At 41.6% G+C, this 24,198-nt stretch carries 23 protein-coding genes; 9 read left to right on the plus strand and 14 right to left on the minus strand.

The genetic code is table 11. The features are described from left to right. Positions 1-4 precede the first annotated feature (4 nt). On the plus strand, positions 5-1,465 hold the full coding sequence (locus tag AC1DQW_RS11650; RefSeq protein WP_477454235.1) for a rubredoxin: 1,461 nt from the start codon (positions 5-7) through the stop codon (positions 1,463-1,465). A gap of 233 nt (positions 1,466-1,698) precedes the next feature. Here the strand turns inward: AC1DQW_RS11650 and AC1DQW_RS11655 are convergent, their stop codons facing one another. The 10 genes from AC1DQW_RS11655 to AC1DQW_RS11700 all read right to left on the minus strand — a co-directional run bounded on the left by AC1DQW_RS11655 (position 1,699) and on the right by AC1DQW_RS11700 (position 11,366). Further along, positions 1,699-2,076 carry a DMT family transporter gene (locus AC1DQW_RS11655; protein WP_477454236.1) on the minus strand — a complete coding sequence of 126 codons (378 nt, stop codon included), beginning with the start codon at positions 2,074-2,076 and terminating at the stop codon, positions 1,699-1,701. Positions 2,077-2,087: 11 nt separating this feature from the next. Further along, positions 2,088-3,038: a sterol desaturase family protein gene (locus AC1DQW_RS11660; protein ID WP_477454237.1), complete on the minus strand. Its 951-nt coding sequence runs from the start codon at positions 3,036-3,038 to the stop codon at positions 2,088-2,090. A gap of 2 nt (positions 3,039-3,040) precedes the next feature. Next, entirely contained in the window at positions 3,041-4,477 is a 1,437-nt protein-coding gene (locus AC1DQW_RS11665; protein WP_477454238.1) for an N-acetylneuraminate synthase family protein, read from the minus strand. A 13-nt stretch (positions 4,478-4,490) separates the two neighbouring features. Beyond that, on the minus strand, positions 4,491-5,297 hold the full coding sequence (locus AC1DQW_RS11670) for an SDR family oxidoreductase (RefSeq protein WP_477454239.1): 807 nt from the start codon (positions 5,295-5,297) through the stop codon (positions 4,491-4,493). Next, complete coding sequence (locus AC1DQW_RS11675; protein WP_477454240.1) at positions 5,297-6,643, minus strand: aminotransferase class III-fold pyridoxal phosphate-dependent enzyme; 1,347 nt, start codon at positions 6,641-6,643, stop codon at positions 5,297-5,299. Before AC1DQW_RS11675 ends, AC1DQW_RS11670 begins: the two co-directional genes overlap by 1 nt. A gap of 13 nt (positions 6,644-6,656) precedes the next feature. Further along, positions 6,657-7,595, minus strand: coding sequence for a transketolase family protein (locus AC1DQW_RS11680; protein ID WP_477454241.1), 939 nt, complete (start codon positions 7,593-7,595; stop codon positions 6,657-6,659). Position 7,596: 1 nt separating this feature from the next. After that, the gene (locus tag AC1DQW_RS11685; RefSeq protein ID WP_477454242.1) at positions 7,597-8,454 is read right to left on the minus strand and encodes a transketolase; all 858 of its coding nucleotides are present in this window, start codon (positions 8,452-8,454) and stop codon (positions 7,597-7,599) included. Positions 8,455-8,464: 10 nt separating this feature from the next. Beyond that, positions 8,465-9,301: a cytidylyltransferase domain-containing protein gene (locus AC1DQW_RS11690; RefSeq protein WP_477454243.1), complete on the minus strand. Its 837-nt coding sequence runs from the start codon at positions 9,299-9,301 to the stop codon at positions 8,465-8,467. Positions 9,302-9,315: 14 nt separating this feature from the next. Continuing rightward, positions 9,316-10,380: a glycosyltransferase family protein gene (locus AC1DQW_RS11695; RefSeq protein WP_477454244.1), complete on the minus strand. Its 1,065-nt coding sequence runs from the start codon at positions 10,378-10,380 to the stop codon at positions 9,316-9,318. Positions 10,381-10,526: 146 nt separating this feature from the next. Further along, positions 10,527-11,366: a phosphatidylinositol-specific phospholipase C/glycerophosphodiester phosphodiesterase family protein gene (locus AC1DQW_RS11700; RefSeq protein WP_477454245.1), complete on the minus strand. Its 840-nt coding sequence runs from the start codon at positions 11,364-11,366 to the stop codon at positions 10,527-10,529. 260 nt (positions 11,367-11,626) lie between these two features. On the opposite strand from AC1DQW_RS11700, the gene AC1DQW_RS11705 reads away from it, so the two are divergent. Further along, on the plus strand, positions 11,627-12,169 hold the full coding sequence (locus tag AC1DQW_RS11705; protein ID WP_477454246.1) for a hypothetical protein: 543 nt from the start codon (positions 11,627-11,629) through the stop codon (positions 12,167-12,169). 603 nt (positions 12,170-12,772) lie between these two features. Here AC1DQW_RS11705 and AC1DQW_RS11710 read toward each other — a convergent pair. The 3 genes from AC1DQW_RS11710 to AC1DQW_RS11720 form a co-directional block, all read right to left on the minus strand. After that, positions 12,773-13,294, minus strand: a complete 522-nt coding sequence (locus AC1DQW_RS11710; protein ID WP_477405505.1) for a YceI family protein — start codon at positions 13,292-13,294, stop codon at positions 12,773-12,775. Positions 13,295-13,490: 196 nt separating this feature from the next. Then, the gene (locus tag AC1DQW_RS11715; protein ID WP_477454247.1) at positions 13,491-13,949 is read right to left on the minus strand and encodes a DUF1569 domain-containing protein; all 459 of its coding nucleotides are present in this window, start codon (positions 13,947-13,949) and stop codon (positions 13,491-13,493) included. Positions 13,950-14,035: 86 nt separating this feature from the next. Further along, a complete protein-coding gene (locus tag AC1DQW_RS11720; RefSeq protein WP_477454248.1) occupies positions 14,036-18,118 on the minus strand; it encodes a two-component regulator propeller domain-containing protein in 4,083 nt (1,360 codons plus the stop codon). A 602-nt stretch (positions 18,119-18,720) separates the two neighbouring features. Here AC1DQW_RS11720 and AC1DQW_RS11725 point away from each other — a divergent pair. Beyond that, positions 18,721-18,885: a hypothetical protein gene (locus tag AC1DQW_RS11725; protein ID WP_477416075.1), complete on the plus strand. Its 165-nt coding sequence runs from the start codon at positions 18,721-18,723 to the stop codon at positions 18,883-18,885. A gap of 3 nt (positions 18,886-18,888) precedes the next feature. Next, a complete protein-coding gene (locus AC1DQW_RS11730) occupies positions 18,889-19,368 on the plus strand; it encodes a hypothetical protein (protein ID WP_477454249.1) in 480 nt (159 codons plus the stop codon). Between the two features lie 114 nt (positions 19,369-19,482). On the opposite strand, the gene AC1DQW_RS11735 is transcribed toward AC1DQW_RS11730, so the two are convergent. Further along, positions 19,483-20,163 carry a DUF6134 family protein gene (locus AC1DQW_RS11735; RefSeq protein ID WP_477454250.1) on the minus strand — a complete coding sequence of 227 codons (681 nt, stop codon included), beginning with the start codon at positions 20,161-20,163 and terminating at the stop codon, positions 19,483-19,485. A 359-nt stretch (positions 20,164-20,522) separates the two neighbouring features. Between AC1DQW_RS11735 and AC1DQW_RS11740 the strand changes: the two genes are divergently transcribed. Genes AC1DQW_RS11740 through AC1DQW_RS11760 form a run of 5 tightly spaced genes read left to right on the plus strand, consistent with a single transcriptional unit; the run spans position 20,523 to position 24,198 of the window. Further along, entirely contained in the window at positions 20,523-21,368 is an 846-nt protein-coding gene (locus AC1DQW_RS11740; protein WP_477454251.1) for an ABC transporter ATP-binding protein, read from the plus strand. Continuing rightward, positions 21,361-22,149, plus strand: coding sequence for a hypothetical protein (locus AC1DQW_RS11745; protein ID WP_477454252.1), 789 nt, complete (start codon positions 21,361-21,363; stop codon positions 22,147-22,149). The genes AC1DQW_RS11740 and AC1DQW_RS11745 overlap by 8 nt, the downstream gene beginning before the upstream one ends. A gap of 12 nt (positions 22,150-22,161) precedes the next feature. Beyond that, positions 22,162-22,554, plus strand: coding sequence for a GntR family transcriptional regulator (locus AC1DQW_RS11750; protein WP_477454253.1), 393 nt, complete (start codon positions 22,162-22,164; stop codon positions 22,552-22,554). Further along, positions 22,551-23,288, plus strand: coding sequence for a hypothetical protein (locus AC1DQW_RS11755; protein WP_477454254.1), 738 nt, complete (start codon positions 22,551-22,553; stop codon positions 23,286-23,288). Before AC1DQW_RS11750 ends, AC1DQW_RS11755 begins: the two co-directional genes overlap by 4 nt. 22 nt (positions 23,289-23,310) lie before the next feature. Then, a complete protein-coding gene (locus tag AC1DQW_RS11760) occupies positions 23,311-24,198 on the plus strand; it encodes an ABC transporter ATP-binding protein (protein ID WP_477404311.1) in 888 nt (295 codons plus the stop codon).

The following is a 24,198-nucleotide window of genomic DNA, read 5'->3' on the forward strand; positions in this document are numbered from 1 at the left end:
AAAGATGAAGGACGCTAACAAACAACTGATTAAGATAAATTTACCGGGAGGGGTAACATCTGCGGGCGATTTTTACGAGATGCTCATCATTGCGCAAAATGCTGGTGCAACGCATGTTCGTTTTGGTAACAGGCAGCAACTGTATTTTGAAACCGATCCTGAATATTTAGAAGACCTGGAGTTTGATATGCTGGGCGCAGGTATCGACTATGAAATTGATGCCGATATTAATCCTAATATTACCAGCTCATATATTGCAGATGGTATTTTTAACCAGGAGAACTGGCTTAAAGAGGGGGTTTATAAAGATATTTTCGACCTGTTTGATCACCGGCCATTACTTAAAATAAATTTGGTTGATATCAATCAAACATTTGTCCCGTTTTTTACCGGCAACCTTAATTTTATCGCGTCGCCGGTGAGTAATTACTGGTATTTGTATGTAAGGTTTCCAAAAACCAATATCCTGTATTGCTGGCCGGTACTGGTTTACTCGGATGATATCCCGGCCATAAGCAAAGTTATACAGGATGTGATTTTTGCCAACAAGCAATTATTTTATAACCAGGCCGAGGTTCCTAACCCGGATTTGTTACATCAGCTTGTTACGGCAGGCAACCAGTTTGTTATACAGCCAATAGAGCAGCCACTACAAATTCCAGAATTTCATTTGCCTTATTATGAGGGTTTTAATAAACAGGGAGACAAACACTGGCTGGGCATATACAGGCGCAACGAGCTATTTGATATTGAATTTTTAAAGGAGATCTGCAACCTTTGTATGCAAACCAGGGTAGGGCAGCTGTACATCAGCCCCTGGAAATCATTATTGGTAAAAAATATTGAGGCCAAACACCGGCCTTTGTGGGGCAACCTGTTAAATAAACACCGGGTTAACATCAGGCATGCCTCAAACGAACTGAACTGGCAGGTAGAGGACCTGTGCAGCCAATGTCTTGAACTTAAGCAGCAACTGGTTCGCGAGTTTGAAGAGGCCGACCTGCGTACTTACCGCCTAAGCTTTGCCATTAAAAGGACGCCGCAATCGGGTATCTATGCTTCTGTCGTAATCCGCGAGCGTAAGCCTGAAAAGTTTGATATTGTGCATACCCGGGATTTTAATCATAATACCCGCGAATTTATCACTTATAAACAAAACGTATCAAAAGCCGACCTGAGCAGGCACCTTATAGCGCTTTGTGATGCATTTTATGAAATGCAAAGTACCGCCCGGCAGGCTCCTGTAGCGGTTATTAAAGAGGATGTGGAGCTTGTAAGCGAAACCTATGTTCATCAATGCGTCAATTGCTTTACCATTTATGATGAGGCTTACGGCGATGAACAAAGCGGAATTTCGCCCGGTACACCATTTGCCGCTTTAAAAAATTATGAATGCCCAACATGCGGGGCAGGTAAAGAGGATTTTAAGGAAGTGGCGGGTGATAAATACCAGCTAAAATCTTAGAAGGTGTTTGCAAAAAAACTGGAAAAACAGTAATGACGTATTGGTTTTAGAACCCAACAACACCATGTCATTGCGAGGAACGAAGCAATCGCAGGCTTTACAGGGCGGACCTGCACAGTTCGCGATTGCTTCGTTCCTCGCAATGACATGGGATATGGTATTGTTAAAATTTATATTGATAATCAATTACCTACAATTGTTTCGTGCCCGCCGCAATGGATATGTGCCCCCTTTTATTTTATTTCCCTTCCATAAAAATTTAATCCCATGATACCGGTCATGATCAGCAGCATACAGAAAAACTCCTGCCATGATAGTTTCTGATCAAATAAAGTCATTTCGCATACCTTAATTAATATCAAAGTTATGGCTGTCCAAACGGCGTAGGCAATTGCGGGGGACACCAGTTTTATGGCTAATGAAAAGAAGTAGATATTGCCAATACCAAAAAGAACATATCCCGCAAAGGGCAGCCATACCGGTAAACCCTGTTGTACGCTGAGGACAGAATTCCACCGTAATGCTTTCAGATCGCTGAATTTCATCAGCTTAAGTGAGAATGTCCAGGCGGCTTCAAAGGCAGCAGCTATGATGAGGTATATCCAGGCCAAATTTTTAAGTTTTATTGTAATATTTTATCTTCCTCGGGTATTTGTTTTATTGATATCGAAGGTTGAAAATGAATTCCAGGTTCTTTGGATTTTACCGGTGGCGATTTTTTAAAATGATCCATAATCCTTGATCTTAAAGTATAATACCATTTAAACCATGGATATTTCAGCAAGCTTTTTTCATCAAAACGCTTTACCGAAAAGGCATGCTGTAAARAGTAATCTTTAGGATAATCGTAATAAAGTCCCCAGTTTTCCGGCTTATTACCAGGCGCATGACCTGGATCGTAAACCGTGCCAAACAAGTAGTCCCATACCGAAAACTTGGTTGAAAAATTGGCATGGAAAACTTCCTGGTAATTGGCATGGTGCCATAAATGTAACTCCGGCGAGTTCAGGATATATTTAAATTTACCCATTTTTACCTTAACATTGGCATGGATGAACATCCCGAACATGGCATCTATCAATGCTTTTATAGGTACAACAACCGGGTTTGCTCCTAAAAGTATAATAGGAGCAAACTCGATTGTTTGGTTAATGATGATCTCCATGATATGCGACCGTGATCCGGCTAAAAAATCAACCTCTTTACCTGAATGGTGCGCTTCATGAATGCGCCAGAAAAACTTACTGGAATGCTGAAAGCGATGGAACAGGTAGATATAAAGATCATGTGTAACCACAAAAAACAATACCTGCAAAGCCAACGGCCAATGATTTATTGGTTGCAGATGCGATAGATCAAAATGCCTTTGAAAGGGCATAATGATATAATCGAAAATCAGGATCTTCAAAAAAAAGCTTTGTATCAGGGTGTACCATACCAAATCAACCCAAAAACCTTCCCTGAAAAAGGCTAAACCTTTTCGATAGGGCGAGATCCGTTCCCATGCTATGATGAAAACAACCCAGCAGGCAAGGATAATTGATGTTATGGTAAGTACGTTTTCCTGTGGCATTACTAAACTAAAGGCTTTTCTTTATACTCATCGCTGATGTTTACCCTTAACCTTTTCATGGGTGCCAGTTCAGATTCATAAACCCTTTTATGGCCATCGCCGGTAGCGGTTTCTACGTCCCTGATGTCGCGTACTAAACGTTGTAGTCCCTGCGGCTCAACAGATGCGGCATGATCTGATCCCCACATGGCACGGTCAAGTGTAAAATGACGCTCAACAAAAGTAGCACCCAGGCTTACGGCAGCTACCGTAGTTGCCAGGCCGGTTTCATGACCTGAATAACCAATTGGGATGCCCGGATATTTGGCTTCCAGCGTTTGGATCATTTTAAGGTTAAGCTCATGAGGGTTACATGGATAGGCAGAGGTTGAATGCGCAATGAACAAAGGATAATTTTCATCAAACGCGTTTACAAAGGCCATGGTTGCTTCAATCTCTTTCATGGTTGACATACCTGTGGACAGCATTAAAGGTTTACCCGTTTCCAGGATGCGTTGTATCAAATCAAAATCTGTTAACGAAGCCGATGCCAGTTTGTACAATATAGTATCAAACCTTTCCATAAAATCAACCGATGGAGCATCCCATGCAGAAACGAACCAATCGATACCCAATTTTTTGCAATAGTGATCGATAGTGGCATATTCGGCAATACCAAACTCAGTTTTGCGCTTGTAATCTATATAAGTGATGCGGCCCCAGGGGGTATCGCGCATTATTTCCCATTGGTCTTTTGGTACACAAATTTCGGGTGTGCGTTTCTGAAACTTAACCGCGTCGGCTTTAGCTGCAACAGCCTCATCAATCAGTTTTTTGCAGGTTTCCAGCGATCCGTTATGGTTAATACCAATTTCGGCAATAATATAGCTTGGCTGGCCTTTGCCAATTACCCGGCCATTTTGCAAAGTAATAGTGCCATTGCGGGTGCCCGGCGTAGCAGCGGTGTTTTTTGATTCGATAATAAACTCTGCAAACTCGCGGAAACAGCCTTCGCCGCCGTTTAATGAGCTTACAAAATCAGCTTGTGCCTTAACTAATGGTAAAGCATCTGCAGGGCAGGCGGTTAATCCGGCAAGCTTTATAACTTCCAGGTCGTTATAGTCATCGCCTATGTAGGCAACTTCGTTTAATGATAAGTTTAAACGGCTGCAGATTTCTTTTAAAACGGCAGCCTTGTCCTTTATGCCTAAATGTAGTTCGGCAATCTGCAATTTGGCAGCCCTTTTAATCAGGGAAGGCGAGTGTTCGCCGGTGATAATACCGGTATCTACGCCGGCTAATCTGCGCAAGCGTTCCACACCCATACCATCGCGCATGTTGAATTTTTTTAGCAGTTCGCCATCAGTGTTATAATAAACACCGGCATCTGTTAATACCCCATCGTTGTCGGTTAGCAGAAGTTTGATGCCTGCCGCTTTTTGTTTTAAAATCTCATTCATAATTATGTGTGAATTAAATTGCTGTCCATCCTCCATCTACAACCAGGTTAGCGCCCGTCATGTAAGCCGATGCCTCACTGGCAAGAAATACAAGTGCGCCCTGGTAATCTGATGCTTTGGCCATACGGCCCAATAATGTTTTTGCCGAATAGTTGCCTACAAAATCTTCTGTTTGTCCGTTCTCGACCCCGCCTGGCGATAAAGTGTTAACCCGTACCCCGGTATGGCCCCAGTAGGCGGCCAAAAAGCGGGTAAAGTTTATTATGGCACCTTTGGTTACCGGGTAGGCAGCCGATTTGTAAAAAGTTTGCTCGCCTTTTGAGTTGCGGTATATGGATTGGTCCGGACCCACCATGCCATAAGTTGAAGCAATATTGATGATGCTGCCGCTGCCCTGCAATGCCATATGTGTGCCCAGGATCTGCGAGCTTAAAAATACCCCGGTTATATTTACATTCAATGATTGCTGAAAAGCTTCCAGGGGATAGTTTTCAAAGGCCGATAGCTCTTTGGCCATGGCAGGGTTTTCAAACTTATCGTTGATGGCCGCGTTGTTCACCAGTATATCAAGCGAATCGTATTTATCCAAGATGGTATTAAGCGCATCTATCAGCGATTGCTTGCTGGTAACATCTACCCCTAACCCTAAATGGTTAACACCTAATTGTTGTGCAAATTGCTGCGCTTCTTCAGCATTAATATCCGCAACTATTACGTTGGCGCCTGCTGCTGCCAGCGCTTCGCAATGTTTTTTGCCAATAAGCCCAAGCGCGCCGGTAACTACCGCGGTTTTTTGATGTAATGAAAAAAGGTTTACCATCAGTGGGCTATGATGTTTTTAGGTTTAATGTTGTAGTTGCTTACCTTACGGAAAACAGCTTCCAGTACCTTGCCTTTTAAGTAATTTTTGATATCTCCGCTTTCAATTGCTTCTTTTATTAGCGGCAATACATCGCGGTATGCTAACAAAATGTAATCGATATCTTCGGAGGTATGGCTGTAGCACATATTATGGAAACCTGCCCAAAGCACGCCGCGTTTTATCATTTCCTGTTGCATCAGCGTTTTTACTTCCAGCGCGTTACCTGCTTCGGGAGTAAAAGTTACCATACTGCGGCAGTTGTAGCCAACGCAACGGGTGTATTTATCCATCCCATTTTCAACGGCTATGAGGTTATAACCATCTTTTAACAAGGCGCCATTTTCATTAAGGTATTGCGGTACGTTTTTGTCGCGTAATTCATTTATGGTTGCTATACAGGCGGCTAATGATAAGGCTTCGCCGCCAAAAGTGGTATAGCTAAATACTTCGGAGTTAAAAAGCTCCATTACATCGGCACGCCCGGTTAATAAAGCTATAGGCATCCCATTTGCGCAGGCTTTTGAAAATACAGCCAGATCTGCCTTAACATCAAAGTATTCCTGGGCGCCGCCAAGGGCTACCCGGAAACCTGTCCACATTTCGTCAAATATCAGCAGGGTACCGTTTGCTTTGCATACCCGGGCCAGTTCCTGTAAATAACCCGGCTTTGGAGCTTCAAAAATAAAAGGCTCCAGGATTACGGCTGCAACGGTTTCATCCAGCGCTGCTTTTACCGATTCAATATCGTTATATTCAAAAGTGTAGGTTAAATCCTGTATAGCTTCTGGCACACCGGCGTTACGGCTGGTAATGCCTATATACCAATCATGCCAGCCATGGTAGCCGCAGCAAAATACTTTATCCCTGCCGGTAAAAGCACGGGCAACGCGTATGGCAGCTGAGCATACATCAGCCCCGGTTTTTGAAATTTTTACAGCTTCGGCATTCGGGACAACTTCCTGTACCAGTTCTGCAAGTTCAACCTCCAAAGGGTGCATCAGTGAAAACGTAATACCATCGTTCAGTTGCCTGCGGATGGCATCGTCAACCGCGGGGTAGGCGTAGCCTAAAGATATAGGGCCTATGGCCGAATTAAGGTCGATGTATTCATTGCCATCGGCATCCCACACATGCGAGCCTTTGCCTTTTACAATATATTTGGGGGCCACGCCTTTGGTAAATTGGCCTGGTCCTTTAGCTAATGTTTGGGTAACCGGCTTTTGTACTTTTAAAGCGCGGTTATATATATTATCAGACTCGCTGATATCGGGGAAATTATTGTTAAATGCTATTTTGTTAGCCATTTGAATGCTGTTTTTATTCTGAAAACTCGGGTGTTAAAATTTGTGGCTGATGATGGGTAGTTTTATAACCCAATATCCTCTCGGCAATTTGCTTGCCTGTAAAACCTTCATGCTGCAAAACATCAGGCAGCAATGCGGGCTTAAACCACTTTTGGTTTAAAGCGATGGGCAATACATTTGCGGTGGTTTGGTGTTTTAATAATACTTCGGCAACTATGGTGTATAAACCACCCGTTAAAAAATGATCTTCGAGCGTTACCACAAGCTTGCTTTGGGCGGATGCTTTTAATATGGCTTGTTCATCAACAGGCTTAAGGCTGCGCATGTTGATCAGTCCAACAGATAAACCTTCACTTTGCAGCATATCAACAGCAATAAGCGCCTGCTCAAATAACAAGCCGTAAGTTAAAATAGTAATATCGGTGCCCTGGGCTACAACCTCTGCTTTGCCTGCAATAAAAGGTTCGTGATTGAACCCGGTTTTTCGGGTATTGATGCGTGTATAAGCAGGCTGCTTTGACTGCCAGATCTGCGGCAGCATTTTTACCAGGTCATCCTCATCTGCCGGGGCAAATACAGTTACATTAGGAATCCCGCGCATGATGGATATATCCTCAATAGCCTGGTGGGTGGGGCCATTACCATCAGATAAAAAGCCCGGAATAAAGCCGCTCAGTTTAACCGGCAGGTTGGCTATACCAACATCGGTACGCACAAACTCAAAAGCGCGCATGGTTAAAAACGCTGCCAGGGCATGTATAACAGGTATTCTGCCGCGTAATGCCAGGCCAGCCGCAGCGCCTATCATGGTTTGCTCGGTAATACCGGTATCAATAAAACGATTGCCTAATATACCCGGCAGGTTGCGTACCAGCGCACGGTTTTCTGCCGTCATTACGATGACCTGTTCATTGGCCAGGGCCATCTCTGTTAATAATTCTTCGTAGGTCATATTATCTTACTACTAAAGTTTCGGATGTTAATAAGGTACCCTGTTCGCCATGCAGTTCAAGCAATAGCTGGTCAATTTCGCCGGCAGAAAAATTGCAGAACCAGCGGTCGGCTCTTTCCTCAATGCTTGGTAATCCTTTTCCTCTTACCGTATCAGCAATAACTACATTGAGTTTGCCTGCCTGGAACGGATAAGCGCTGAACGCCTGGTGCAGGGCATCAAAGTCATGTCCGTCTATCCGTTTTACGGCAGCCCCAAAAGCCTCAAATTTGTCGGCAAGCGGTTCCAGCGGTATCAGGTCTTCCGTACGCACATTGGCCTGGAACTGGTTACGATCAATCACAAAAAGCAGGTTATCCAGCTTGTAAGCATTCGCAACCAAAACGGCCTCCCAGCAAGTGCCCTCGTTGAGTTCGCCATCGCCCAAAATGCAAACAACCCTGTTATTACTGCCGCTTATTTTTAGGTCCATAGCAACGCCGATAGCTACCGATGGTAAATGCCCTAAAGAACCCGAATGAAATTCGATACCGGGGATCTGTGTATTGGGGTGCCAGTAAATATGGTCGTTAATGGAAAGGTGATTTTTAAGGCGCTCTTTTTCAAGCAGGCCCAGCTCGGCAAAGGTGCCGTATAAGGCTGGTACATCATGGCCCTTTGAAAGGAACAGGTAATCGCGGTCAGGCTGGGTAAGATTATGCTTATTGATGTTTAAAAAACTGGTATATAAGTAAACAATCAGATCGACCGCTGATAGCGATGCTCCTGTAAAACAACCGCCATCTGTAGACATGCGGACTATATGCTCCCTTACTTTTAAGGCGATAGCCTTAAGCTCCTGCTGATTTATATTTCCCACTCGTGGTATTTTAGTTTTGTTGTAATTCCTGTAAATTTTCTTTTGGCGCTTTTTTAGTTTGCGCGGGTATTACGGTTTTTAATTCATCCAAATGATGCCTGTACCAGTTTACCCCGGCGTATTGTTCATTAAGCTGATAGATCTCGGGTTTGCGGTTAAGCAGGTTAAGGATATCCTGGCAGGAGAATTGGTTACATATGGGATATAGCTCGCTAAATACCTTTTCAATAAAATAATAATCTTCGGGGTAATCAATGGTAAACCGGTACGACATGGAAAAATCCATGCCGGTTGGCCAGGTTACATTACCTACGTTGAATATCAGCGGGTTTTCCCAAATATAAGGCGTGGTATGCTCCAGCTCCATTGGCCGGCCCGCGTTTTCCCAGGCCTGTTTTAAGCAGGCCATGGTCATTACTTCCACGTCGTTTCCATCGGGCCAGGTAGCCGGGTGCAAATTGCTCACATAATCATACCTGCCCCTGCTGGCAAAAAAGTATTCCAGTACATAATCAATAATACGCGGATCTATTAACGGGCAATCGGAAGGTATTTTAAGTACAATATCGGCCTTAAACAGTTTCGCCGCCTGGTAATGCCTGTCGAGCACGTTGCCCAGGCTTCCGCGGTAATAAGGAATATTCATGTCCGAAGCTTCCTTTACTATAATGTCGTCCTCCTGGTTTTCTGATGTGGCAATTATGATATCAGCCTTGTGCTGAATCATCTTTAACCGCTCAATCATCCTGGCCAACAGGCTTTTGCCTAATATTGGCAACATTACTTTGCCCGGTAAACGGCTTGATGCCATGCGGGCCTGTACTATAATTACAATTTTTTCTGTCATGGTATTAAATTTTATTACCAGTTTGCTATTAGTTCATCGCTTAGCTCGGGCAACGATACGCTATCATGGTATTCGGCCAAGGCCAATTGCGGATCAAAACTTTTTTTATCGCCCCTGTGGTTTAAATAACTGCGGCACAGCGCTGCAATTGTTTTGGCAGATGTGCCTCCATTTTGTACCGGGGCAAGCCTTTCAAGCTCATTAATATTAAACCAGGAGTGTACCTTTTTGCCTAAAGCTATGCCCGTGTATACTACTGTTGAGTACTGCGTTATCAGCTCGCAGCAATTGGCTATCATATGGCTGGTGTTGCCCTGCTTGTATACCAGGGTGCCCTTTGGTGTATGGCTGATGATCTCTTTTTCGGCTCTTTTAAAATTTTCGTTGGGGTGGAGTTTAAATAACAGCGGTCTTCCGTTGGCTATTTTTACAGCCTTTTTTATAAATGCCACCCTGTTTTCCAGGCGAAAGGTTTCCCGCATATCGGTAGTGGCTACCAATACATAATTATGATGTGGGAAATCATTATCAAGGTGCTGTTGCTGATTATCATAATTTGGAATGCCGGTGACCACTATTTTACCGGGCTCCGTACCTTTACCGGTAAATTGTTGTTTGTAACCTTCGGAGGCAGCGCAGTAAACATCGCAGATATTTGATGCGCCGTTTAAGGAGGTATTGCCGCAAAAGGTAGATGGTAACCTAAGTGTGCGTACTATTTTGCTCCATGTTGTATACCGGTCTATCATGCCCTCCTGTACCCAAATGGTTTTGTATTGCCTCATCCTTTTAGGGATGATCATATCTGTACAATAAACTACCAGGTCGTATTGATTTTTTTGCGCCCCGAAATCAATTTGCAGCGAGTTTTGATACAGGTATCTTTCAGACTTTAGCCTGAATTTGCGCGAGAGCACAGTGCCGTTAAATATTGGGGTTTTGCTTAACAGGTATTTAAGCGGTACATTGTCTGTAAACAACTGGCTAAACCAGCAATCATATCCGGGCAACTCATTTGCAATCTGGTGCATCTGTGTTGTTTGGTTAATTGAACCTGTAATGAATAATATTTTCTTCATTCCTTCTCTTTCAATTATATTGGGTTGCTGTTGCAAAGCTTTATAATTTGATAAAAGTAACCCGGCCAGTTTTAAATAAAGAGAAGCCAGCGTTATCAAATTATTAAGAGATAACTTAGGGGAGTATTTTTTTTAACAATTGAACATTAATCAACATTGGCATAGCTTTTAGGACCGGCAAGCAGGAAGTTTTTAAGCTCGACCAGCTTATCGGTGTTAATGAGGTCGACACCACAATCCAAAAGCTCCTTCCATACGGCCTCATTTTCGGGTGAAGCCCAGAGTCTTACCTTTTTACCAAATTTGTGTGCCAAATGCACCAAATTGCAAAGGCGTTGTTTTTCAATTATAGAGAAACTGCCTTTACCATCCCATTTCAATACGCTGGAATACTTGCAGCTTGCTGTTTGATATAAATTTTTTGAAGTGGTATCCTGCTTTAACTGCATCAGGTCCTCATCAATAAACACCAGCCGGTTTTGTTGAGATTTGATTATTTCATAGGGTTTATGACCTGTAATAACTATGGTTACCTGCCTTTGCGTATAAACCCCATTATCATATCCTGATAATATTGACTTGTATTTTTTAAGTAGAATTTCAAGCGCCTGGTAAGTTTTGTCGGCATCCGATTTTATGTCGATCATTAATGTAAGCGGGTAGGCCGGGCATTTAATTTCTTTATTGTTACCCTCAATGCATTCCAGTAGTGGTTTAAAGTAAAGGCGCTCCAGTGTTTTTTGCTTTTTAAAAAAGGGGAGGATATGCGCTACAATAAGTTTGTTCCTTCTTAAATATATATCAGCTTCAATATGGGTAAATCCGTTGTCAAGGGCATCATACAAAGGCCGTTTATGCCAGTAATCGTTATGGGCAAAGCCGTTTGCAAGCGTTAAATTTTGAGAGTAGGAGTTACAACCGAGGTGGATCAGCAGAATGAGGAACAAGAATTTAAGGTGCTTAGGGCAAAAAATTGCTGTTCGCATCGATCATTTTTTTGTTTGCCCGAAGATACCTGTCTAATGTTCTTTAATTATTAGCTTATTGTGATGTTAAGTTTTATAATTCAGGTAAACTTTTCCTGCAGCTGCCTTGAATATGCCTTTTTTTAATGTTTTGTTAATACTTATTTCATGYAATRCCCGCAACCTGCTGTAACCCGGATAAAAAAAAATGATACCAGAGGCAACGTATTTGTGAAAGAGACTGTAATATCTATAAACGATTAATTACTAAAACCACACAAATGAAATTTACCTCAAAATTAATAGCTGTTTCATTCATTGCTTCAGCTATATTTTTTACAACAAATTTAAAAGCGCAAACTACGGCCAAAAACCAATTTAATTTAGGTTTAGGTGCCGAAGTTGGTATACCTACAGGTGTTTCACGTTTAGGCTCAACTTTTACCTTAGGCGCTACCGGCCGTTTGCAATATGGTGTTAGCAACAATTTTGCCCTTACATTTACAACCGGCGGCTATCACTTTTTCCCTAAAATAAACCCCGCCACCAATAAAAGGTACGGCAGTTACGGGGAGATCCCAATTAAAATTGGCGTAAAGGAATTTTTTATGCCAAATATATATGTTGCTGCGGAAGGCGGACTTGTGTGGGAAAAATTAGAAGATGGCCAGGGCTGGGCGCCATTTCACAGGCGTGACCTCTCCGGAGGAGTAGGGTATGCCACCAAACACTGGGATATAGGTGTAAGGTATGAAGACTTTTATATGAAAGATTATCATACAGGTTTGGTTGGCCTGCGCTTAGCTTATGGTATTGGATTATAAAACAAATCCTTTTAAACTTAAAGGGCAAATGATCATTGCATCATTTGCCCTTTTTAATTTATAGGAGTTTTTTGTAAGGTTTAAGAAGCTGTTTTTAAATAAATGAATAGATCGTCATTGCGAGAGCTAAAATCCGGAAACTCTGAAGGGGGAATGACGTTTTAAAAGGTTTGTCATCCTGAACGCAGTGAAGGATCTATTCGCAGACTGTACAGGGCGAAGAAGCATGGCGAATAATAGATGCTTCAAACGTTCAGCATGACAAAAGGCTTTTTTTGCAAACTCGTCATGGTAGGTACGAAGCAATCTCTAAGCTGTACAGAGCTACACTACAGGGCCAACTTGCCTATGTAAAGATTGCATCATAACTACCGTTGAGATATTTTATTTTCAAGGAGTAACGGCCTGTCAGTCTGAGCCTGTCGAAGACTCGTGCGGAGAGGCCTTTGCCCGCTATGCTTCGACAGGCTCAGCATGACAGCCCTTTTAGCAACGTCATTTCACCTTTAGAGTTAAACTTAAAAAGGGCAAATGATCATTACATCATTTGCCCTTTTTTTATCGCTCATAAGCTTATTTACGGTATTTTATCTAAGGTTAAGATCAGGCTTTGGTAACCGGCACGGTAAGGCTAATGGTAAGTTCATCGGGCGTACCACTGCGGGTGATGGTAAATTCTTTGGGTGCTATTTTAAAGCTGCCTTTAAAAACACCCTCATTGCCTTTTTCATCAAATGTGAAATGGATGGTAACAGGTTTTGTAACCCCCTTCAGTTTTAAATTACCGGTAGCCTGGAAAGCACTGCCGCTTTTAGTAACCGAGGTTGATACAAATGTAATGGTTGGATAAGTATCAGCATCTATCGCGGCCCTGGCGTGGCTGTTTTTTAGAAAAAAACCAGTTGCAAGGCTTTCAGCATCAATACTCGCAGAAATTTTTGATTGCTCGGGATTGGTCTTATCAAACTGGATATTGGCCTTTAGTGTTTCAAATATGCCATGGATCTTACCACCAGAAAATTTCACTTCGTAGGGAGTTTTCACTTTGTAGGTAGTTAGCGTAATTGCAAATGCCGAAATGCTGATTATAAACAATGCAATCAGGGGGAAGGTGATCTTTTTCATAGAGATTTATTTTTTAATGTTATCGTTATAACCTCATTGTAATTAAAGAGGTATCTACATAAAATACGTTTGCCATATTCATGGGGTTGCCTTACCGGCTAAACTTATAGTATTTGGCTGTAATTAATCCGAAATCCCCTGGTTTGCTTTTATGGAAAGCCCGGTGTGAAATGAGTTTTTTATCAGCTTGAAACGATTAATATCCAAACTGGCTAAGGTGATGATCAAGGTGTTTATAAAACATATTGTTCCATTCTGTTCTACTTAAAGGCCCAAAAGAGTGCGACATCCGGCCATCGAATTCTTTTTCGCCCAGTTGTTGTGTTTTTTTGATGTAAGCTATCAGCCGGCCTTTTTCTGTTTCAAAATCTTTTTCGGTTGTGATGATAAATGCCGGTGCGGTAGGGCCATTATGCTTATAGGGTATTTCGCTTACTACCTTATTTTTTACAAGCAGCTTAAGTATAAGCTTCATAAACCCGTTGGGTTTGGGGTGCTTATCTTCATAAGTCATCTCATAGGATACACAGCAATGCGCCAGCATTTGTGCTACGGTCATTTTTCCCCATTGTGAAGTGGTTGTTGGCTTGAGGTTATTAATTCTTTGAATAATACCATCAGCAACTGGTTTGGTGAAAATGTTAGGTAAGGCCATAGCGGTTATTTTTTACAAATTTATTGAATTAAAACGCTACGACGATCCCGAGATTCATTATAGGACAAGAGATTGTGTTTTTTTGTTTATACCTGGGCATTAACCCGCTTCCCATATTTTTCCAGTATGCTTATGATCTCGGTAAGTTTCATGGGTTTGCTCATGTAATCGTCCATGCCTGCCTGCAGGCAGCTGTCTTTGTCTTCAACCATAGCATTGGCGGTCATGGCCACAATAATTGGCTGGCCGGTTAGTTGTTTCCTGATACAACGGGTAGCTTCCAGGCCATCCATTTCGGGCATTTGCATGTCCATCAGGATGATATCATACTTCTTTACTGCCACAGCGTCCAAAACCTGGAGTCCGTTTATGACAATATCTGGCTCATACCCCATTTTTTGAAGAATTTGTTTGGCTACTTTTTGATTGATCAAATTATCCTCGGCAATCAAAATGTTTAAAGGGTACCGGGTGGCCAGGTCCGCTGATAAATGCTCTTTTTTAAATTTATGTTCTGTGAGGCTGTTTTTATCGCTTTTTAACTGGTCGATAATATGTTTCAACAAAACACTATGCTTTGCCGGCTTTGTAAGTATTGCATTAAACAAGTTAGGCTCACGTTTGCTTTGCCTATCAACCGAACTAAGTAAAATAAGCGGCATCAACGGGTATATGACTTTTATTTTACGAGCCAGGTCGGCACCATCCATTTTGGGCATATTCATATCGGTAATTACCAGTTCAACCTGCTTGTTAGCAGATAAAATTGTTAAGGCCTCGGCGCCCGATTGGGCAATCAGGGGGATAAATTTCCAATGCCTTAGCTGGGTTTCCATGATGCTGCGGTTGGTAGCGTTATCATCAACAACTAATATTTGTTTATTTTCCAGTCCCGCTACATCCAGATTAACATGAGCTGGAGCAGTTTTTATACCAACCCTTGTTTTAATATTAAAACTAAAAGATGTACCGGCACCTACCTCGCTCGCTACCTTAATTTCGCCGCCCATTAAATAAATTAGTTTTTCGCTGATAACCAAACCAAGGCCGGTACCGCCATATTTGCGGGTTGTGCTGGAGTCCACCTGTGAAAATGCTTTAAAAAGCCGTGATAGCTTATCCCCGGGAATGCCAATCCCCGTATCACGAACGGTAAACAACAAGTCGAGTTCACCATTGGTTAAAGCGTTTTGGTTTACACCAATAAATATCTCGCCCTCGTGGGTAAACTTTATGGCATTACCTACCAAATTTATTAAAATCTGTCGTAAGCGCATCGAATCGGCAATGATGTGCTCAGGTACGCCGGGTTCTATCTGGTAAATAAGATCGATGTTAAGTTTTGATGCTTTCTCGGCAAAAAGATCAAGAACACTTTCCACGCAATCCCTTATATTAAAATCATGCTCCTCCAGCTCCATATTACCCGATTCGATCTTGGAAAAATCAAGAATATCATTGATAACCGTTAACAGCGCATCGCCCGAGTGTTTAATGGTTTCGGTATACTCAGCCTGCTCTTCTGTAAGATCGGTATTGGCCAATAAGGTAGCCATACCTATAACCCCGTTCATCGGCGTGCGAATTTCATGGCTCATGGTGGCCAAAAATATGCTTTTGGCCATGTTGGCATTTTCGGCTTCCTCACGCGCTTTTTCTGCCGCTTCCCGCGATCTTCTTTCTTCAATGGTGAGCTGGGTAATATTTTCTGTACGTTCTTTCACCAACAGTTCAAGCTGTTCTTTTTGGCGCCTTATAGTGCGCATCCGGTATTTAAACAGGCCATAAATGGCAGCCACAACAAATAAAATAACCAGCAACTCAAACCACCAGGTTAGCCAAAACGGGGGCACAATGGTAATTTGCAGCGGTGTGGTTACCGGCGACCAAAAACCCTGGCTATTCCTGTATTTTAACCATACATGGTAGGTGCCCGGCGAAAGATTGGTATATAAGGCCGAATTATGGCTGCCTATATAATTCCACTCCTTATCAAAGCCATCTAAATAATAAGCATATTGTTTTCTGTCGGCCAATGCATAATCCAATGCGGCAAACTCAAATGAAAAAACAGATTGTTTATGGGAAAGTGTAAGTTTCCGGGTATCAGCTATATCATTTTTTAAAGGTGATGGGTCCAGCGGGCTCGCGGCAATGGTGAGCGGTTTATTAAATAGCAAAAAGGACGTAATAACTAATGGTGCAAACCCAGGCTGTTTTAATACGTTTTTGGGAGTAAATTCATTAAACCCGTTAATACCGCCAAAATAGATCTTCCCGTCATGCGCTTTTAGTGCCGAATGCGGTTTAAATTCATCGCCTTGTAGGCCATCTTCAACGGTGTAATTGTAAAAAGTTTTATTTTCGGGGTCTAATTTTGATAAACCGCCATTGCTGCTTATCCAGAGTTTGCCGGCATCGTCTTCCCTTATAGCATAAATAATGTCACTTGGCAGACCGTCCTTTTTTGTAAAAGTTGTGAAATGATTTTTTACCGGATCAAAAAGATCAAGGCCAGATAATGTAGCCAGCCATAACCTGCCCTTGCTGTCTTCCCAAATATCAGCTACCCCGTTATTACTGATGCTGTTTGTTTTTTCATCATGCAGAAACCGCTTAAAGGTCCCGGTTTTGCGATCAAGCAAGTCTAAACCACCATCAGATGTTCCAATCCAGAGGTTGTTTTTGCTATCTTCAAACATTACGTAAACCCTGTCGCTGCTTAAACTTTTAGGGTCATTAGCATTAAACCTGTAATGGGTAAATATCTTTGTTTTTTCATCATAACAATCCAACCCATTAAAAGTACTTATCCAGGTCTTTTTATCGCGGGTATGTAAAAGGTAATAAATATTGTTACCGCCAATTCCCTGCGGCTTTGCAGGGTCATACCTAAAATTGGTGAAAATATGGGTTTTAGGATCAAATATGCTCAAGCCATCCCCCCAGGTACCTATCCATAGTTTACCTTCATCGTCGGGTTTTACAGTAAGCACATAGTTGCCTGTGATACCGTTTTTACCATCAGGTTGCTTTTTGTAACTGGTAAATGTACTATTAACGGGGTTAAATTTGTTTAAGCCACCACCGTCAGTTCCTATCCATACTTTATGATCTTTGTCTTCGGCCAAATCAAGTATATAATTATTAGATAGACTTTCCTGGCTGCTGTTGTGCCGGTACAAATTGAAGCTTGCAGAGGTTTTTTTTGATAGATTGATACCGCCGCCAAACATGCCAACCCACATATTTCCCGAGCGGTCTTTGCAAATAGCATATACCGAATTACCGTTGAGACTATTGTTATCTACTTCATCATGTTGATAGATCCTGAATTTATCCGATCCTCTATTTAAAACACATAAACCGCCATTTTCGGTGCCAACCCAAAGGTTTCCTTCCTCATCGTTATTTAAGCTGTAAACGGTATTGGTTGAAATACTGCCTGGATCATTCTTGTCATGCTGAAAAGCCTTAAACGTTTTAGTAGTACGGTCAAACAAAAAAAGGCCGTCAACCTGTGTACCTAACCATAGCTTATGAAATTTATCCTCAAAAATGCACACAACGGTTTTGCCCTGGGTTGTTTTTGTTACCGGGTTGTAGTACAGGAATTTTGAAAATGTATTGCTTTTACTGTCGTAAAGGTTTAATCCCGCATTCCCGGTTCCTACCCATAAACGGTGTTGAGCATCTTTATAAACGGTACGCACGTTATTGTCGCCAATGCTGCCGGCATCTTTATCTGAATGCTGATGATGCTCAAATGTATTATGTTTCAGGTCATAGTGGTCAAGCCCGCCGTTTTGGGTGGCTATCCACAAGCTGCCATTATCAAAAAGTATCCGGGTAATAATGTTATTGCTGAGGCTTTTAGGGTTGTGCTCGTTATGTAAATACCGGGTAAAGCGGCCGGTACTTCTTTTGTACATGTTTAAGCCGTTTGTTGTGCCGAGCCACATATTGCCATTGTTATCTTCGGCAATATCGGTTACTGTGTTGTGGCTTAAGGATGTGCTGTCTTTATCATTGTACCTGTAAGTTATAAAGCGGTAACCATCGTACCGGTTTAAACCATTGCGGGTTGCTATCCACATAAATCCCCGGCTATCCTGGAAAATGCGGTTGACATTGATCTGTGACAGGCCCTCGGAAGTCCCTATATGCAAAAACTTAAGGTTTTCGTTTTGTGCATACCCAAACGGAATTATAGTGCAAATTAAAAATAAGGTGCAAATAATTAGTTTACAGTAATAAAACAACCTGGGCATGGAACGTAGTTTAAAATACTGCCGGAACAGTAAAATTATAATGGATTGTGTGCGTGGTTATTATTAATTAGGTTCTTTAAGGATTAAACAGTTATTAGGCTCATTTAGTATTACCCATGATACAGAATTGTACTGTTTTTGACCCATTAACCCTTTTGTACAAAAAGTTAAATAAATTTTTACCCACTTAGTCAATTGTTTGGTTTGTTGTGATTTAGGTGATTAATATACCCCGGAGATCCAGAATAATTTCCCACTGCATTACTATTGAAAACATGTTGTTATGATTTACTGAAAAGTAAACTTGTAATTAAACGTAATATATGAAAACAAATTTAAAAAAGCCACACTACTCCTTACGGGAATTATGGTAGGCGTAGATTATCCTGTGAACGCAGGTTACTTTATGAGCCCTCCCCGGTTAAGCCGGGAGGGCTTTTTGCGTTTGGGATATAGTAATTGTGTAAAAAAATGTAAATTTGATATGGTAAAGCTAATAAATGGAAAAAGCGAAGCAAATATTTAACGAAACCGAATTAGCCCTTTTAAAGGAAGGTTTAAAGCGAAGCTATAAAGAACGTTTTGAAATGGCTACCCGCTTGTTTAAGGTACAGCAAACCATGAATAAGGCTTCAATATCTCATAAACCATATATCAGTAAATAAATTGTGGATGTTTTTGATGAAGAGATATTAAAATTTTGGAAGGCACTTCAAGATAATAATGTACAATATATTATGGTTGGGGGATATGCTATAAACTTACATGGCTACCAACGCTTTACGGGTGATTTGGATATATGGCTCAAAGATACTTTAGAAAACAGGCGGCAATTACGCAAGGCTTTTATAGATTGTAACATGGGGGATTTCCCTATGATTGAATATATGCAATTTGTACCGGGCTGGACTGAATTTTACCTCAATAATAGTCTCAGTCTGGATATACTTACTGATATGATAGGTCTGGAAGGGTATACTTTTGACGAATGTTTGCAAATGGCTTCAGTTGCTGATATCGAAAATGTAAATATTCCGTTTCTGCACATAAATCAACTAATTGAAAATAAAAAGGTCGTCAATCGGCCAAAGGATCAGATCGACGTATTGGCACTTGAGCAAATACGCCAGCTTAGAGACAATTCTTAAAGCGGACGCGGCTAAACCCGCGTTAATTCAATACCTCTTTGTAAATTGGCTCCATGATAGTAGCAGTACTGCTTTTTGAAGATTTTGAAACACTTAATGTGTTTGTGGCAGCTATTATGCCAGTTGTATTTGAATAGTATATAAAGAGTGGTGTACCTCTACCTTGCTGCAAATACCATTGGTGTAGGTATAATAATTATAATTACCATCGGGCAGGTTAATGAGGTAAACGTGGTTGCCGGTTTGCTTCACCGTTAAAAACTGTTGAAAATTATCAGAATAAACCCTGGCATTATCGGCAGGCTCATGGCTGTATAGTAACATCAGGTTACTGCGGATGTCTTTTTGAATAATTTGCCCGCTTTTTCCTTCGGCCCATGTCTGGTAGCCGTTATTAACCGCCCTGGTTTGCCGGTTAGCCTTTTCCTTGCCATTAACTTTACGCAGTACATGCGAGCTTATTAACCTGCCACGCTGAAAAACCGATTCTTCATTACAGTTTACGCTGATGCTGAAAATGAATTTCATTTTTACTTCAGATATCATTCTAAGGTAAACATCATCGCCGGTATATCTCTGGTAAAAATCAAGGTGGCCTATCACTTTGCCGCTATGCAACACGTTGTATTTGGTGGTAGTTTCCAGCGCATGTAAAGGCGTGGCAATAACCAGTAGTAAAACAGCAACTAAAACTTTTACAGGTTTAATGCGCTTAAATGTTCCATTATTTTTGTGGCGGTTTATTACCGGCATAGCATATTTTTTAAATAACCATATAATTAAGGCTGTTATCATAGTTGGGTGTATTTGTCTTAATACTCCTAATACAATGCAACGCCCAGATACCCCTATGCGGAAAATTAAACTAAATTAATTGCTTTTTAAAATGATGGGTTAATACCGCAGGGAAATCGCGTTTAAAACTAAATTAAAACTTTCACCATAGCGATGGGTTTCAAACCCATCGCTATTTGCCAATATGCTGTACCAAACAGTTTCATTTAATAGATTTTTCTGGCATTCAACACTTCAAATATTCAAAACGCGATTTCCCTGGTTAATACCGCCCATAAAAAAAAATTTACTAATCATTTGGAATTTAAAAATATAGTTACGTACATTTGTAGTGCACTATCTAACTATATCACTTGTTTATGATAGAAATTCAAAATCTTCATTTCGGTTATCAAAAAGCCAAGCCGCTTTTTAAGGGGCTTAACCTCAGGCTGGCTAAGGGCCATATTTACGGCTTGTTAGGAAAAAACGGGGCAGGTAAATCAACCTTGTTAAAAAATATAGCCGGCCTTGCTTTCCCGGTGAAAGGCAGTTGCCTGTTTAATGGTATCAACGTTTCGGGCAGACCGGTTACCGTGTTAGAAGATATTTATTTCCTGGCCGAGGAGCTGTTTGTGCCCGATCTTACTCCTGCCCAGTTTGTGGCCAACACGGCATATTTTTATCCCAACTTTAGCAAAGCCGATTTTTATCAATATCTGAACGTTTTGGATGTGGATATTGATGCCGTTATGGATAAGCAATCCTACGGTCAGCGAAAAAAGGCTATGATAGCTTTTGGCCTGGCTACCAATACCAGTCTTATCATTATGGATGAGCCCACCAACGGGCTGGATATCCCATCCAAAATCCAGTTCAGAAAACTCATCGCTTCGGTATTAACAGAAGAGCGTTGCATTGTAATATCCACCCACCAGGTGCGCGATCTCGACAGCCTGATAGATACCTTGCTTATTTTACATAACGGCGAGATCCTGATCAACCAGTCTGTGGATGATGTGGTTGAAAAAATAACCTTCGGTAGTTTTCATGATACTGAGGGGCTGCCTGTTTTGTACCAGGAAAACGGGCCACGCGGTAAAAATGCCATCCTCAAAAACACCACCGGCGATTACAGCAAAGTAGATTTGGAAATACTTTTTAATGCCATCATCAGCGGTAATCAACCTGTTTTACAAACCTTAAAAGCACGAGGCAATGAATAATACTTTTAAACTTAAGCGTTTTGGTATGCTGTTTATGAAATTCACTACAGAGCATTATAAAGGCTACCTCATGTCGCTAATGGTGCTGATGGGGGTATTGATACTTGGCGGCACCTTTATGGTTTTCCTGATGGACGTACGTATGGAAGTAAACCTGCAGTTATTGCTGCTGATATGGGTGATATTGTTTGGGGGCACGGTATTTACCAGTACCATATTTGCCGATATAAGCAATAATGAAAAAGCTATAGTCAGCCTCACGCTGCCTGCCACCCATTTTGAAAAATACCTGGTGGCCTGGCTTTATTCTTTCGTGGTATTCCTGATATTGGTTATTGCCGCCTTTTACCTGGTGATGTTGTTTTTATTGAATATCAGGCATTTTCCGGGGGAGCAGCAAGAGGTATTCCAGCTGTTTCAAAATGTGAATGGTTTAGGTACCAGTGTGTTTTTTGTGGTGCTTACCCTGTATAGTTTATTGCACGCTGTTGCTTTTTGCGGTGCTATATATTTTAAAAAAATGCATTTTGTAAAAACAGCCCTATTGTTTTTTTTAACAATAGGTATTTTGATCATTGGTAACAATATCCTGATGCGCCAGCTGCTGAACAGGGATATCATACAGGTAATGCCCTTTGCCAATTTAGGGTTTATGGAAAAAGGAATCATGTATTCTGTTAATGTTTCAAATTTTGTGTGGATAGGGGCGGTAGTGTTTATTGGAATGGCCTTTATTTTTTGGATTGCTGCTTATTTCCGCTTAAAAGAAACACAGGTATGATGCTGATCAATTATGGAGTTTAAAGATAAGGATGCCATATACCTGCAGATAGCAGCCTATGTGAGCGAAAATATATTATTAGGTAAGTGGCTGCCGGAAGAAAAGATCCCCTCAACAAGAGACCTGGCCGTTGAACTGGAAGTTAACCCTAACACCGTTATCCGGTCGTACGAGTTTCTGCAGGCGCAGGAAGTAGTGATCAATAAAAGGGGATTGGGGTTGTTTGTAGCTGCCGACGGGCCTCAAAAGGTTAAAGCTTACCGTAAGGAGCGTTTCATACAGCAACAAATGCCCGATTTTTTCAGGAATATTTACCTGCTGGATATTGATATTAAGGATATAGAGGCGATGTATGAAAAATACATATCAGGCATTAATCAACCAAAAACAGACCCAAACAAATGAAGACGAGTTCAAAAATATTTATAGCTGCTTTAGTGTTCCTGGTGCTGTGTATACTGGGATATGATTATTTGTTGAAAAAGGAATTTAATACCGGCAGGTATAAAGATGTATATTCCTATTACATCCCTCTTAAATTTAAAAACTTTAATACGCTTGATATTAATGCATCGCAAATAGCCAATGTAAAACTGGTACAGGGGCCGTTTAGCGTAAAAATGGACCCGGACGCCCGTGGATATGCAACTATTAAACAAACCGGTGAGCGTTTGCAAATAGATGTAACTTTTGATGGTTCGCAGTATTATAACCATGCTGCTTACCTGCTGCTTATTTCGTGCCCGGTAATAAAAAGTGTAAACGCCAGCGCTTTTGTTACCGATAAAAATCAAAAAAAAATTGATACAGTAGCCAATGAAGGCTGGAACGGGCGTAATGTTTTAATTGAGGGCTTTAAGCAGGATAGTTTAACCATTACTCAAAACTATGGCAGCCAGATTTTATTGGCCAATAACACCATAGGCTCATTAAACGCCACAGTAGGGCAAAGCCCTTTAAGCGGCTCCATACTTACTGTTTTAGAGGATAACCGTTTTGAAAACGCCAACCTGCAGATTATGAACAGGAGCAAATTAATTTTAAAGCAGGCCCGGATAAAAAACCTCCATTATAGCCTGGCCGATAGTACGCACCTTGTGCTGAATGGAGCGGCCAAAAATAATATTCCAATCAAATAATAATACCTAACCACTTACTCTTATGAAATTAATTATCAATTCACTTTCAAAAACCTATGCCAATGGGGTACATGCCTTAAAGGATGTATCCCTTACTTTAACCAATGGCATGTTTGGCTTATTGGGGCCAAACGGCGCGGGTAAATCATCCCTGATGCGCACTATAGCTACCCTGCAGGAGGCTGATAAAGGCAGCGTTTACCTGGATGACCTTGATGTGCTGAAAAACAAAACCCAGGTAAGGCAATTGCTTGGCTACCTGCCGCAGGAGTTTGGCGTATATCCTAAAATATCTGCCGAACGGATGCTGGATCACATCGCGCAGCTAAAGGGAGTGGGCAACAAAGCCGAGCGGAAGGAGCTTGTAGGCAGTTTGCTCGAAAACGTAAACCTTTCAAAAGACCGCAAAAAGCATCTCGGTACTTATTCGGGAGGAATGAAACAGCGTTTTGGTATTGCACAGGCGCTGATTGGCAACCCAAAACTGATTATTGTGGATGAACCCACCGCCGGCCTTGACCCTGCCGAGCGGAACCGCTTTTATAACCTGCTGAGCCAGCTGGGCGAAAATACCATTGTGATCCTGTCTACCCATATAGTTGAGGATGTAAGTACCCTGTGCTCCAACTTTGCCATTATTTGCCAGGGCGAGGTGTTGTATGCAGGCCAGCCCGATACTGCCGTAAACGAAATGGAGGGTAAAATATATAGTAAAGCCATCAGCAAGCAAGACCTCAAATTTTACCAGGACGATTTTACCGTGATATCTACCCAGCTAAAAACCAGTAAATTACACATCCGGATAATACAGGATACAGAGCCGGGCAACGGTTTTGTGGCCGTAACCCCAAACCTGGAGGATGTTTATTTTAGCAATATTGCTACGCGCGTGGATGTAAATACCATTTAA

It is taken from the genome of Mucilaginibacter sp. P5_A4, assembly GCF_056400605.1.

What these genes read in the sequence shown, in the direction of transcription:
- AC1DQW_RS11650 (WP_477454235.1), top strand. Translation starts at nt 5, where the DNA reads ATGAAGGACGCTAACAAACAACTGATTAAGATAAATTTACCGGGAGGG.
- AC1DQW_RS11665 (WP_477454238.1), bottom strand. Translation starts at nt 4,477, where the DNA reads ATGAATGAGATTTTAAAACAAAAAGCGGCAGGCATCAAACTTCTGCTA.
- AC1DQW_RS11670 (WP_477454239.1), bottom strand. Translation starts at nt 5,297, where the DNA reads ATGGTAAACCTTTTTTCATTACATCAAAAAACCGCGGTAGTTACCGGC.
- AC1DQW_RS11675 (WP_477454240.1), bottom strand. Translation starts at nt 6,643, where the DNA reads ATGGCTAACAAAATAGCATTTAACAATAATTTCCCCGATATCAGCGAG.
- AC1DQW_RS11680 (WP_477454241.1), bottom strand. Translation starts at nt 7,595, where the DNA reads ATGACCTACGAAGAATTATTAACAGAGATGGCCCTGGCCAATGAACAG.
- AC1DQW_RS11690 (WP_477454243.1), bottom strand. Translation starts at nt 9,301, where the DNA reads ATGACAGAAAAAATTGTAATTATAGTACAGGCCCGCATGGCATCAAGC.
- AC1DQW_RS11695 (WP_477454244.1), bottom strand. Translation starts at nt 10,380, where the DNA reads ATGAAGAAAATATTATTCATTACAGGTTCAATTAACCAAACAACACAG.
- AC1DQW_RS11700 (WP_477454245.1), bottom strand. Translation starts at nt 11,366, where the DNA reads ATGCGAACAGCAATTTTTTGCCCTAAGCACCTTAAATTCTTGTTCCTC.
- AC1DQW_RS11705 (WP_477454246.1), top strand. Translation starts at nt 11,627, where the DNA reads ATGAAATTTACCTCAAAATTAATAGCTGTTTCATTCATTGCTTCAGCT.
- AC1DQW_RS11710 (WP_477405505.1), bottom strand. Translation starts at nt 13,294, where the DNA reads ATGAAAAAGATCACCTTCCCCCTGATTGCATTGTTTATAATCAGCATT.
- AC1DQW_RS11715 (WP_477454247.1), bottom strand. Translation starts at nt 13,949, where the DNA reads ATGGCCTTACCTAACATTTTCACCAAACCAGTTGCTGATGGTATTATT.
- AC1DQW_RS11725 (WP_477416075.1), top strand. Translation starts at nt 18,721, where the DNA reads ATGGAAAAAGCGAAGCAAATATTTAACGAAACCGAATTAGCCCTTTTA.
- AC1DQW_RS11735 (WP_477454250.1), bottom strand. Translation starts at nt 20,163, where the DNA reads ATGATAACAGCCTTAATTATATGGTTATTTAAAAAATATGCTATGCCG.
- AC1DQW_RS11740 (WP_477454251.1), top strand. Translation starts at nt 20,523, where the DNA reads ATGATAGAAATTCAAAATCTTCATTTCGGTTATCAAAAAGCCAAGCCG.
- AC1DQW_RS11745 (WP_477454252.1), top strand. Translation starts at nt 21,361, where the DNA reads ATGAATAATACTTTTAAACTTAAGCGTTTTGGTATGCTGTTTATGAAA.
- AC1DQW_RS11750 (WP_477454253.1), top strand. Translation starts at nt 22,162, where the DNA reads ATGGAGTTTAAAGATAAGGATGCCATATACCTGCAGATAGCAGCCTAT.
- AC1DQW_RS11755 (WP_477454254.1), top strand. Translation starts at nt 22,551, where the DNA reads ATGAAGACGAGTTCAAAAATATTTATAGCTGCTTTAGTGTTCCTGGTG.
- AC1DQW_RS11760 (WP_477404311.1), top strand. Translation starts at nt 23,311, where the DNA reads ATGAAATTAATTATCAATTCACTTTCAAAAACCTATGCCAATGGGGTA.